General features: G+C 72.4%; 11 protein-coding genes. 9 read left to right on the top strand and 2 right to left on the bottom strand.

Translation table 11 applies throughout. The features are described from left to right. Window positions 1-21 precede the first annotated feature (21 nt). On the bottom strand, window positions 22-477 hold the full coding sequence (locus ACF07V_RS38560; RefSeq protein WP_392160872.1) for a metallopeptidase family protein: 456 nt from the start codon (window positions 475-477) through the stop codon (window positions 22-24). A gap of 299 nt (window positions 478-776) precedes the next feature. On the opposite strand from ACF07V_RS38560, the gene ACF07V_RS38555 reads away from it, so the two are divergent. From ACF07V_RS38555 to ACF07V_RS38520, 8 genes are all read left to right on the top strand, one after another. Beyond that, complete coding sequence (locus ACF07V_RS38555; protein WP_382872065.1) at window positions 777-1,211, top strand: DUF3499 domain-containing protein; 435 nt, start codon at window positions 777-779, stop codon at window positions 1,209-1,211. A gap of 104 nt (window positions 1,212-1,315) precedes the next feature. After that, window positions 1,316-2,683 (top strand): phosphomannomutase/phosphoglucomutase, encoded by a 1,368-nt coding sequence (locus tag ACF07V_RS38550; RefSeq protein WP_392160841.1) that lies wholly within the window; start codon window positions 1,316-1,318, stop codon window positions 2,681-2,683. Between the two features lie 89 nt (window positions 2,684-2,772). After that, window positions 2,773-2,955, top strand: coding sequence for a Trm112 family protein (locus ACF07V_RS38545; protein WP_086832166.1), 183 nt, complete (start codon window positions 2,773-2,775; stop codon window positions 2,953-2,955). A 221-nt stretch (window positions 2,956-3,176) separates the two neighbouring features. Then, window positions 3,177-4,325, top strand: a complete 1,149-nt coding sequence (locus ACF07V_RS38540; protein ID WP_392160839.1) for an SIS domain-containing protein — start codon at window positions 3,177-3,179, stop codon at window positions 4,323-4,325. A gap of 367 nt (window positions 4,326-4,692) precedes the next feature. Next, on the top strand, window positions 4,693-5,844 hold the full coding sequence (manA, locus tag ACF07V_RS38535) for a mannose-6-phosphate isomerase, class I (protein WP_392160838.1): 1,152 nt from the start codon (window positions 4,693-4,695) through the stop codon (window positions 5,842-5,844). A 66-nt stretch (window positions 5,845-5,910) separates the two neighbouring features. Continuing rightward, window positions 5,911-6,876: a cation diffusion facilitator family transporter gene (locus ACF07V_RS38530; protein ID WP_392160836.1), complete on the top strand. Its 966-nt coding sequence runs from the start codon at window positions 5,911-5,913 to the stop codon at window positions 6,874-6,876. Between the two features lie 358 nt (window positions 6,877-7,234). Further along, window positions 7,235-8,689 carry an adenosylhomocysteinase gene (ahcY, locus tag ACF07V_RS38525; RefSeq protein WP_392160834.1) on the top strand — a complete coding sequence of 485 codons (1,455 nt, stop codon included), beginning with the start codon at window positions 7,235-7,237 and terminating at the stop codon, window positions 8,687-8,689. Window positions 8,690-8,842: 153 nt separating this feature from the next. Beyond that, entirely contained in the window at window positions 8,843-9,457 is a 615-nt protein-coding gene (locus tag ACF07V_RS38520) for a hypothetical protein (protein WP_392160832.1), read from the top strand. A gap of 12 nt (window positions 9,458-9,469) precedes the next feature. Here ACF07V_RS38520 and ACF07V_RS38515 read toward each other — a convergent pair whose 3' ends face one another. Beyond that, window positions 9,470-10,555, bottom strand: coding sequence for an RDD family protein (locus tag ACF07V_RS38515; protein ID WP_392160830.1), 1,086 nt, complete (start codon window positions 10,553-10,555; stop codon window positions 9,470-9,472). Between the two features lie 119 nt (window positions 10,556-10,674). On the opposite strand from ACF07V_RS38515, the gene ACF07V_RS38510 reads away from it, so the two are divergent. Then, window positions 10,675-11,682: a stage II sporulation protein M gene (locus ACF07V_RS38510; RefSeq protein WP_392160828.1), complete on the top strand. Its 1,008-nt coding sequence runs from the start codon at window positions 10,675-10,677 to the stop codon at window positions 11,680-11,682. The last annotated feature ends 333 nt before the right edge of the window (window positions 11,683-12,015 follow it).

Raw genomic sequence — 12,015 nt, 5'->3', positions numbered from 1 at the left:
CCGTACGGGGGAAGCGCCGCCTCAGTCCTGCCCGTACCGGGGATCGACGGACTCCGGCGAGAGCCCGAGAAGCTCGGCCACCTGCTCCACGACGACCTCGTGGACGAGGAGCGCCCGCTCGTCCCGGCTCTTGGAGCGGATCTCGACCGGCCGCCGATAGACGACCACCCGCGCCGGCTCGTTCTTCTCGGCCGGCACCGAGCCCCCCAGCGGCACCGTCTCGCCGGAGACCGGCGGCGGCACCTCCATCACCAGGAAGTCGACGTCCGCCAGCTGCGGCCAGCGCCGTTCGAGGCGCTCGACCGAGTCGAGGACGAGATCGCGGAAGGTGTCGGCCCGGCTCGCGGAGAGCGGCACCTGCGGCGGCGCGACCGGTCCCCGCATCCCGCGGCCGTGCCGGTCGCGGCGGCGGACCCGAGGCTCCGCCGGGGGCTCCGCGGGACGGTGCGAGGGGCTCGGCGGCACAGGACTGTCCATCACTGACGCAGCGTAACCCTCATCCGTCCCAGCGCACCGTGGCGCATCCTCGCCACCTTTTCCGGCGTGCCCGCCCCGCCGCCCCCCACCTTGTCGAAACCTGAACATTCCGGCCAGCCGCACGCCCGATTCGACAGCCCGTCACGATCGGCCATCTGGCCCTGGTTGACCGGATTTGTATCCCAAGGTGTCCGGATAGCCCCCTGCGCCCACCCCCTTGCGCCCCCTCCCGCGCAGGTCAGAGCCGCCACCACTCGAAGGGGGGTGGCGGAGGTCACACCGCGACACGGTGGAGTGACCTGAGGGAGAGTCGTCGCGGCCCGCTCAAGAGTGCGGTACCGTCCAACGTCGTGAGCCCTGTACGTCGCTGTTCGCGCACCGCGTGCGGCCGCCCTGCCGTCGCGACACTGACGTACGTCTATGCCGACTCGACTGCGGTCCTCGGCCCGCTCGCCACCTACGCCGAGCCCCACTGCTACGACCTGTGCGCCGAGCACAGCGAGCGCCTCACCGCCCCGCGCGGCTGGGAGGTGGTGCGGCTCTCCGACGGATCCGCCCCCGCCCGCCCCAGCGGCGACGACCTCGAAGCGCTGGCCAACGCGGTACGGGAGGCGGCCCGCCCCCAGGAGCGCGCGGCCGAAGCCGGCGGCAAGGGCGGCGGAGGCCGCGGCGGCGACCCCATGGAAGTCGGTCGCCGCGGGCACCTCAGGGTGCTCCGTTCGCCCGACAACTGACGGCAACCGGCCACCGTCCGCGTATCCCCGACTGCGCTCCGGGTAGTTTTGGCGTTCCGTACACGCGCCGCACACGCGTGTGGAGAACTCAGGAGGGTGGATCCGTGACTGCCGATCTGTCGCAGATCGTGAAGGCGTACGACATCCGCGGAGTCGTACCCGACCAGTGGGACGAGACGCTCGCCGAGCTCTTCGGCGCCGCCTTCGTACGGGTGACGGACGCGGACGCGATCGTCATCGGCCGCGACATGCGCCCCTCGTCGCCCGGCCTCGCTGCCGCCTTCGCGCGCGGCGCGTCCCGCCTCGGCGCCGACGTCACGCTCATCGGGCTCTGCTCCACGGACCAGCTGTACTTCGCCTCCGGCAGCCTCGGCCTGCCCGGCGCCATGTTCACGGCTTCCCACAACCCGGCCCAGTACAACGGCATCAAGATGTGCCGCGCCGGCGCCGCCCCCGTCGGCCAGGACACCGGCCTCGCCGACATCCGCGCCCTCGCCGAGGAGTGGAGCGCGACGGGCGCCCCGGAGGCCGCGGCCGAGCCGGGCACCATCACGGAACGCGACACCCTCGCGGACTACGCCGCCCACCTCAGGAACCTGGTCGACCTCACCGCGATCCGCCCCCTCAAGGTGGTCGTGGACGCGGGCAACGGCATGGGCGGCCACACGGTCCCGACGGTCTTCGAAGGCCTCCCGCTGTCCGTGGTCCCCATGTACTTCGAACTGGACGGCACCTTCCCGAACCACGAGGCCAACCCGCTCGACCCGAAGAACATCGTCGACCTCCAGGCCCGCGTCCTCGCCGAGGGCGCCGACCTCGGCCTCGCCTTCGACGGCGACGCCGACCGCTGCTTCGTCGTCGACGAGCGCGGCGAGCCGGTCTCCCCGTCCGCGATCACTGCCCTCGTCGCCGCGCGCGAGCTCGCCAAGAGCCCCGGCGGAACGATCATCCACAACCTGATCACCTCCTGGTCGGTGCCGGAGGTCGTCCGCGAGCAGGGCGGCGAGCCGGTCCGCACCCGCGTCGGCCACTCCTTCATCAAGGAAGAGATGGCGAAGACCGGAGCGATCTTCGGCGGCGAGCACTCGGCGCACTACTACTTCAAGGATTTCTGGAACGCGGACACGGGCATGCTCGCCGCGCTCCACGTCCTCGCGGCCCTCGGCGGCCAGGAGGGCACCCTGTCCGACCTGGTCGCCGCCTACGACCGGTACGCCTCCTCGGGCGAGATCAACTCGACGGTCGCGGACCAGGCGGCGAGCACGGCGAAGGTGCGGGCGGCGTACGAGGGCGCGGAGGGCGTCACCTTCGACGAGCTCGACGGCCTGACGGTGTCGGCGGCGGACTGGTGGTTCAACCTCCGCCCCTCCAACACGGAGCCGCTGCTGCGCCTCAACGTCGAGGCCCGCGACGAGGCCACCATGGCCAAGATCCGCGACGAGGTCCTCGCCCTGGTCCGGGCGACCGGCTGACCCCGCCGTACCGCCGGGGAACGGGGGCGTGCCCCGTTCCCCGGCGGTAGGCTGACCTGGCCCGATCCGTCTGTTCGAAGGGACACCCCATGCCGCTCGAAGCCGGCCTCCTGGAGATCCTGGCCTGCCCGGCCTGCCACGCTCCGCTGAACGACCGCACGGCGGACGAGACCCCCGAGCTGATCTGCACGAGCCCCGACTGCGGCCTCGCCTACCCGGTCCGCGACGGCATCCCGGTCCTCCTGACGGACGAGGCCCGCAAGCCGGCATAACGGCCCCGGGCCTCCCGCCCGCGCGGGCCGCCGCCCACCCCCGTGTGGGCAATCGTCCCGCAGGGCGGGAGGGGTGGGCACACGGGACGGCCCCGTGTGCCGGGCCCGGGCTTCCGCGCCTGAAGCCGCACCACGAGGCCCCGCACCGGCACCACTCCGCCCAGCACAAGCCGCGCCCCGCACGGGACCCCGTACCCCCGTTCATCCAGGAGGCACCGCACATGCTCGACGAGACCCTCCTCGACGCCCCGGACGACCTCGCCCTGGCCGACCGCCGAGGCCTCCTCCGCGGCGCCGCCGAGGCAGGCGCACGGGTACGGACCGCCGCCCGGCACGCCGCCGAGGCCGGCATCGCGGACCTCCACCCGGAGGGCCGCCCCCGTGCCGTCCTCGTCGCGGGCCCCGGCACCGCCGCCGCCGGCGTCGCGGACCTGATCGGCGCGCTCGCCGGCGCCGCCGCCCCCGTCGTACGGCTCCAGCCGACCGGCGTCGCCCCCGCCGCGGGCGCCCTGCGCTGGGCCCTGCCGGGCTGGGCGGGATCGGTGGACCTGCTCCTGCTGCCCACCACCGACGGCTCGGAACCGGGCCTCGCCCTCCTCGCCGAGCAGGCGTACCGCCGCGGGATCACGGTCGTCGCCGTCGCCCCGAAGGCCTCCCCGCTCGCCGAGACGGTGAACGGCTCGCGCGGCCTGTTCGTCCCGATGGCGATCGCCCCGAACGAGATGCCCGACGAGTACGCCGAGAGCATCGCCGCCAGCCCGGGGGCGCTCTGGGCCCTGTTCACCCCGCTGCTCGCGCTCCTGGACCGCGTCGGCCTCATCGAGGCGCCGCCGGAGGCCCTGGAGAAGGTCGCCGACCGCCTGGACCGCACGGCGGAACGCTGCGGCCCGGCCATCGCCACGTACAGCAACCCGGCGAAGACGCTCGCCGCCGAACTCGCGGACTCGCTCCCGCTGATCTGGACCGAGGGCATCGCCGCCGGCCCGGCCGGCCGCCGCTTCGCCGCCGTCCTCGCCGAACTCGCGGGCCTGCCGGCGCTCGCCGCCGAACTCCCCGAGGCCCTGCCCGCACACGGGGTCCTCCTCGCGGGCGACTACGCGGCCGGCGCCGACCCGGACGACTTCTTCCGCGACCGCGTGGAGGAGCAGCAGGCGCTCCGCGCGCGCGTGGTGCTGCTCCGCGACCGCCCGGCGGACGGCCTGACCGCGGCCCCGGCCGCCCGGGAACTGGCCCTCGGCCACGAGACGGCGATCAGCGAACTGGAACCGGAGGAGGGCGGCGACCTGGAGACACTCGCCGAACTGCTCGCGGTGACCGACTTCGCGGCGGTCTACCTCAACCTGGCGACCCCGGGCCGCACCCCGCACTAGCCCCACCGCCACACCAGGCACCCACGCACCAGGCACCCACCCACCCGCACCCCGCACCCACCCACTCACCCGCACCCCGCACCCACCCACTCACCCGCACCAACCACCCGCACCCACCCACCGGCCCCAGCCCGGCGCCCCACGGACACCCCCCGGCACCAGCCCCCACCCACGTCGGCGCAGGGCCGCCACGATGACCGCGCAGGGCCACCACGATGACCGCGCAGGGCCACCACGATGACCGCGCAGGGCCACCACCAGGACCGGGGAGGTACACCGCAAGGACCCCCGCCCGTCACCCACCCCCTGTCACCTGTCTCCCGACACCCGCACGATCCGTCACCACCCCGAGGAGCTGGCAGGCACCATGGACCGCCTCGTCAACACCGTCCGCCCCTACGCCTGGGGATCCACGACGGCCATCCCGGAACTGCTCGGAACCGCCCCCACCGGCGAGCCCCAGGCCGAGATGTGGATGGGCGCCCACCCCGGTGCCCCCTCCCGCACCGACCGCGGCGCGCTGAACGAGCTCATCGCCGCCGACCCCGTACGCGAACTGGGGGAGCGGTCCGTCGAGAAGTTCGGGCCGCGGCTCCCGTTCCTCCTGAAGCTGCTCGCCGCGGGCGCCCCGCTCTCCCTCCAGGTCCACCCCGACCTGGAGCAGGCGAAGGCCGGGTACGCCGCCGAGGAGGCCGCCGGCATCCCGATCGACGCCCCGCACCGCACGTACAAGGACGCCAACCACAAGCCCGAGCTGATCTGCGCCCTCACCCCCTTCGACGGCCTGTGCGGCTTCCGCGCCCCCGTCGAGGCCGCCGACCTCATCGCCGCGCTGGGCGTCGACTCCCTCAAGCCGTACGTGGACCTCCTCCACGCCCACCCCGAAGAGGCCGCGCTCCGCGAGGTCCTGACGGCCCTGCTCACCGCCGACCGCGAGGAGATGGCGCACACCGTCGCCGAGGCCCATGCCGCCGCCGACCGCCTCGGCGGCGACCACGCCCCGTTCGCGACCCTGGCCCACCACTACCCGAGCGACCCGGGCGTGATCGCCGCCATGCTCCTCAACCGCGTCCGGCTCCAGCCGGGCGAGGCCCTCTACCTCGGCGCGGGCGTCCCGCACGCCTACCTCGACGGCCTCGGCGTCGAGATCATGGCCAACTCCGACAACGTGCTGCGCTGCGGCCTCACGCCCAAGCACGTCGACGTCCCCGAACTCCTCCGCATCGTCCGCTTCGACCCGAACGAGCCGGCCGTCCTGCGCCCCGAGGCCTCCCCCTCCGGCGAGGAGGTCTACGAGACCCCGATCGACGAGTTCCGCCTCTCCCGGTTCGTCCGCCCGGAAGGCGCCGCGCCGACCGACGTCACCGCCGCCACCCCGCAGATCCTGCTCGCCGTCGCGGGCCGCCCGCAGGCCGGCGACGCCGCCCTCGGCCCCGGCGAGTCCGTATTCGTACCGGCGGGCGAGCCCACCGAGCTGTCGGGGGTGGGCACGGTCTTCCGCGCGACCGTCGTGGCCTGATGCGACAATGACCGGCCGAACCACGGCGATCGAGCCGGAGCATCGACGAAGGGACCACGTACACCCATGAGCGCGTCAGGCGGAACCAAGGCGATCGTGGCGGCTCTCGCCGCCAACCTCGCGATCGCCGTAGCCAAGTTCGTGGCGTTCCTCTTCAGCGGTTCGTCGTCGATGCTCGCCGAGAGCGTCCACTCGCTCGCCGACTCCGGCAACCAGGGCCTGCTGCTCCTCGGCGGCAAGAAGGCCCAGCGCGAGGCCACCCCGCAGCACCCCTTCGGCTACGGCCGCGAGCGGTACATCTACGCCTTCCTGGTCTCCATCGTGCTCTTCTCCGTCGGTGGCATGTTCGCCATCTACGAGGGCTACGAGAAGATCAAGCACCCGCACCCCATCGAGGCCTGGTACTGGCCGGTCGGCGTCCTGGTGTTCGCGATCATCGCCGAGTCGTTCTCCTTCCGCACCGCCATCAAGGAGTCCAACGAGATCCGCGGCGGCCTCTCCTGGACGGAGTTCGTCCGCCGCGCCAAGGCCCCCGAGCTCCCGGTCGTCCTCCTGGAGGACCTCGGCGCCCTCATCGGCCTCGTCCTCGCCCTCGGCGGCGTCGGCCTCGCCCTGCTGACCGACAACGGCGTCTGGGACGGCATCGGCACCCTCTGCATCGGCGTCCTGCTCATCCTGATCGCGCTCGTCCTCGCCGCCGAGACCAAGTCGCTGCTCCTCGGCGAGGCCGCCGGGGTCGACGACGTCAAGAAGATCGAGGCGGCCGTCGTCGACGGCGAGACCGTCACCGGCCTGATCCACATGCGCACGCTCCACCTCGGCCCCGAGGAACTCCTCGTCGCCGCCAAGGTCGCCGTCCAGCACGACGACACGGCCACCGAGGTCGCGAACGCCATCAACGCCGCCGAGGACCGCATCCGCGCCGCCGTCCCGATCGCCCGGGTCATCTACCTGGAGCCCGACATCTACAGCGAGACGGCCGCCTCGGCGGGCAAGAACCCGGCCAAGACCCCGGGCGGCCCCGGCCACTGACCCGGGGGCGCACGCCCCACCCCCTCGGACCCCCGGGACCACACGGCCCGGGGGTCTCGTACGTCCGTACGGGCGATGGGTGGCGGGCACACGGCAGTACGAGGCACGGGCGTGCCGGGAGCCCCACGCGGGCTCGATGCGGACTGTGGCCCGCCGCACCGATCGGTGTAGATTCGTGACCAGCCAGACGTCGCTGCTGATGGCGGTCGGGCGGTCCACGGACCGGCCGAGGGAGAGAGGGCCTCCGACGACGGCACCGAGCAAACGCCCGGGCATTCGTGTGCCCAGCGGCGTCCTGCCGCGGTGCCAGGCGCCTCAACCGACCCTCGCACTCGCACACACGAGGAGCAGCCCAGTCATGACGACTGCCGCCCACCAGGACTTCAAGGTCGCCGACCTCTCCCTGGCCGTCTTCGGCCGCAAGGAGATCACCCTCGCCGAGCACGAGATGCCCGGCCTGATGTCGATCCGCCGCGAGTACGCCGAGACCCAGCCGCTCGCCGGCGCGCGCGTCACCGGCTCCCTGCACATGACCGTGCAGACCGCCGTCCTCATCGAGACCCTGGTCGCCCTCGGCGCCGAGGTCCGCTGGGCCTCCTGCAACATCTTCTCCACCCAGGACCACGCCGCCGCGGCCATCGCCGTCGGCCCGAACGGCACCCCGGAGAACCCCCAGGGCGTCCCGGTCTTCGCCTGGAAGGGCGAGACCCTCGAGGAGTACTGGTGGTGCACCGAGCAGGCCCTCACCTGGCCGAACACGCCCACCGGCGGCCCGAACATGATCCTGGACGACGGCGGTGACGCCACCCTCCTCGTCCACAAGGGCGTCGAGTTCGAGAAGGCCGGTTCCGCCCCGGACCCGTCCACCGCGGACAGCGAGGAGTACGGCCACATCCTCCGTCTCCTCAACCGCACCCTCGGCGAGAACCCGCAGAAGTGGACCCAGCTGGCGTCCGAGATCCGCGGCGTGACCGAGGAGACCACCACCGGCGTCCACCGCCTGTACGAGATGCACCAGGCCGGCTCGCTCCTCTTCCCGGCGATCAACGTGAACGACGCCGTGACGAAGTCGAAGTTCGACAACAAGTACGGCTGCCGCCACTCCCTCATCGACGGCATCAACCGCGCCACCGACGTCCTCATCGGCGGCAAGACGGCCGTCGTCTGCGGCTACGGCGACGTCGGCAAGGGCTGCGCCGAGTCCCTCCGCGGCCAGGGCGCCCGCGTCATCGTCACCGAGATCGACCCGATCTGCGCCCTCCAGGCGGCGATGGACGGCTACCAGGTCACGACCCTCGACGAGGTCGTCGAGACCGCCGACATCTTCATCACCACCACCGGCAACAAGGACATCATCATGGCCGGGGACATGGCCAAGATGAAGCACCAGGCCATCGTCGGCAACATCGGTCACTTCGACAACGAGATCGACATGGCCGGCCTCGCCAAGACCCCGGGCATCGTCAAGGACGAGGTCAAGCCGCAGGTCCACACCTGGACCTACCCCGACGGCAAGGTCCTCATCGTCCTCTCCGAGGGCCGCCTGCTGAACCTCGGCAACGCGACCGGCCACCCCTCCTTCGTGATGTCGAACTCCTTCGCGGACCAGACCCTGGCCCAGATCGAGCTCTTCACCAAGCCGCAGGAGTACCCGACCGACGTCTACGTGCTCCCGAAGCACCTGGACGAGAAGGTCGCCCGCCTCCACCTGGACTCGCTCGGCGTCAAGCTGACGACCCTCCGCCCCGAGCAGGCCGCCTACATCGGCGTCGAGGTCGAGGGCCCCTTCAAGCCGGACCACTACCGCTACTGATGCCCCGGCCGGCGGCGCCCGCGCGCTGACGCGGCGCCGTCCCGGACACCCGTAGAGGACTCAGGCAGGCCCCCCGCACCCCCGTGCCGGGGGGCCTGCCCCGTCCCGCCCCCGCTACCGCACCCGGTAGCCACCCGAGGACCCCGAGGACCCATGCCCCGCGGCCGCTATTCGCTCCATGACCCGCACGATCACACCCCCCTCGGTGAAGAGCACTTCCACTGCGCGCCCGGCCCCTCCGGCTGGCGCTACGTCTCGCAGATCACCACCCCCGCGGGCGACCACCGTGGCTCCGTCGACCTGGCCGTCGACGAACTCGGCCGCCCCATCCGCCTCGAACTGCACGCCGCGAGCTGGCAGGTCCGCGGCGCGGCCCTCGACGGCGTCACCTGGGTCCGTACGGACCCCACCGGAACCCACGCCACCGAAGGCAATGTGCGCGCCCACGCCTTCACCGGCACGTCCCCGGCGTTCCTCGTCGCCCTCACGCGACTCCTGCGTCTCACCCCCGATTCCCCCGAGACCCGTGTCAGGCTCGTCGCCTTCACGGACCCGGTGCTCGCCCCCCTCACGGTCGACCAGTCCTGGGCCCTGCTGAGAAGTGAAGCGCACGCCACTGACAACGGCTTGCTGATGGTGGACGAGTACCAGGTCAGCGCCCTGGACACGGGCGAACGCCATACGGTCCACATCGCCGGCGACGTCGTCCTCTCCGCCCCCGGCATCGAACTCGAAGCCCTGGAGACCCCGCCCTCGGTCTTTCCCTGACGGGCCGGCTCCTCAGGCCGGAGGAGCGAACCCGGTAGGACGCGCCCCGGACTCCCCGACGGGATCGACGACCGGGTCAGACGACACCGGGGAAGACACCACCGGGGGAGACGACACAGGGGGAGACACCACAGGGGGAGACACCACCGGGGGAGACACCACCGGGGGAGACACCACCGGGGGAGACACCACCGGGGGAGACGACACGGGAGTAGCCGGGAAAGAGGGAGCGGCAACCGAGCCCGGAACGGCCCCAGGCACCCCCGACACCCCGTACACCCCGTACGCCCCGGACATCCCCGTCACTCCCGTCAGGCCGGCCGCCGCCCCCGTCACGCCCCCCGCCGCGGCCGGGGCGAACGCCCGCCGGGCGTCCCGCGCCTGCCGCTCGGCCACCACCCCCGCCAGATAGGCGTCGGCCGGCACCCCCGCCGGCGGAGGCGTACCGGTTCGCGTCACGACCTCGTCGGCCAGCCGCTCCGCAAGGCGCCGCCCCACGACCGGGTCCAGCTCACGCGACCGCGTCAGGTACTGACGTATCTCCAGCCACAGCGCCTCCGGCACCGCCGAGAGATCGAGTCCGGCGAAGCGCCCCACCAGCCACGGCGGCGGCGGAGGCACCGCCAGAACCCGCGCCGCGGGTATCCGCTCCCGCACCACCAGCGTCCCCGCGAAGACGTCGCCGAGCCGCCGCCCCCGCTCGGACACCAGCGACGCGACACAGGCGACGACCCCGAAGGTCATCAGGATCTCGACGACCCCCATCGCGCCCCGCACCAGCGCGTGGCGGAAACGGATCGGCCCCCCGTCGTCCCGCACCACCCGCAGCCCACAGGCCAGCTTCCCCAGCGACCGCCCGTGCGACAGCGTCTCCACGGCGATCGGCGCCCCCACGAGCACCAGCAGGAAGGACGCGATGGACACCGCCATGACCGCCGCCTCGTCCAGCGAAGCCGTCGCGATCGCGAGCCCGAGCGAGATCAGCAGGTACGCGGCCCACACCACGACCAGGTCGATGAGCACCGCGAGCGCCCGACTCGGCAGCCTCGCCGACTGCAACCCCAGTACGACGGCGTCTCCCGTCACCAACCCACTCACGGCACCCACCCTTCTCCGACCTTCCAGGCCCCTCCGAACGCCAGTCTGCCAAGCTGGCCCGCAGCGCGCCGCAGTAGTACGGACCCGTCCGCAGCCAGTGCCTGGAGCAGCAGCCGATCATGGACCTCGACGTCTACGTGACCGCCCACCGCGCCGAGTGGGAACGCCTCGACCACCTCCTGCGCCGGGGCGGCAAGCTCACCGGAGCCGAGGCCGACGAGCTCGTCGCGCTGTACCAGCGCACGGCCACCCACCTCTCGATCGTCCAGTCCAGTACCCCGGACCCCATGCTCACGGCCCGGCTCACCCAGCTCGTGGCCCGCGCCCGCGCCACCGTCACCGGCACCCGCCGCTCCTCCTGGCGGGACGCGATCCGTTTCCTGACGGCCGGCTTCCCCGCCGCGGTCTACCGGTCCCGCCGCTGGTGGATCCCCACGGCTGTCCTCTCCACCCTGCTCGCGGTCCTCATCGGCTGGTGGATCGGTACACACCCGGAGGTCCAGGCCTCGATCGGCGCCTCCACCGACCTCCGCGAGATGACCCGCCCCGGCGGCCAGTACGAGACGTACTACTCCAGCCACCCGGCGGCGTCCTTCGCGGCCCAGGTCTGGACGAACAACGCCCAGGCCGCGGCCATGTGCCTGGTCCTGGGCGCGTTCCTGGGCATCCCCGTGCTCTGGATCCTCTTCCTGAACATGCTGAACCTGGGCGTCGGCATCGGCCTCATGTCCTCCGCCGGCCGCCTCGACGTCTTCCTCGGCCTGGTCCTTCCGCACGGCCTGCTCGAACTGACCGCCGTCTTCGTGGCCGCGGGTACGGGCCTCCGGCTCGGCTGGACCGTCATCGACCCCGGCCCGAGGACCCGCCGCGCAGCCCTGGCGGAGCAGGGCCGATCGGCCGTCGGCATGGCGATCGGCCTCGCCCTGGTGCTCTTCGTGTCGGGCCTGATCGAAGGCTTCGTCACCCCCTCGGGCCTTCCCACCTGGGCCCGCATCACCATCGGCATCGCCGCCGAGCTGGCCTTCCTCGCGTACGTCTACGTGCTCGGCGGCCGCGCCGCCCGGGCCGGCGACATCGGCGACCTGGAGGAGTCCGACCGCAGCGCCGCGCTCCCCACCGCCGCCTGATGTGCGTCGAGCCCTCCTGAGCTGCTAGTCTCCTCCGGTGCTCGCGAAACCCGTTGACACGGGGCTCGTGGGGAGGTAGATTCAAACGGTTGCCTAGAACTGGACAGTTCGGCAGTGACCGGGTAGAGTCTCACTCACTCCGGTAAGGGATTCGATTCCACGGAGTCATCCCGATTCTTATTCGAATCACGAAAGCCACCGATTAGGTCGGCCGAAATGAATCTGATAAAGTCGAAACCGCCGGAAGGGCCCGGAGCGAAAGCGAAAGGGACCGGAAAGCACCGAGGAAATCGGATCGGAAAGATCTGATAGAGTCGGAAACGAAGGAAGCGC

This window comes from Streptomyces sp. NPDC015661, assembly GCF_043077765.1.
GTDB lineage: Bacteria > Actinomycetota > Actinomycetes > Streptomycetales > Streptomycetaceae > Streptomyces.
The sequence above is the reverse complement of the archived record's forward strand: the minus strand, read 5'-3'. Positions and strand labels throughout refer to the sequence as shown.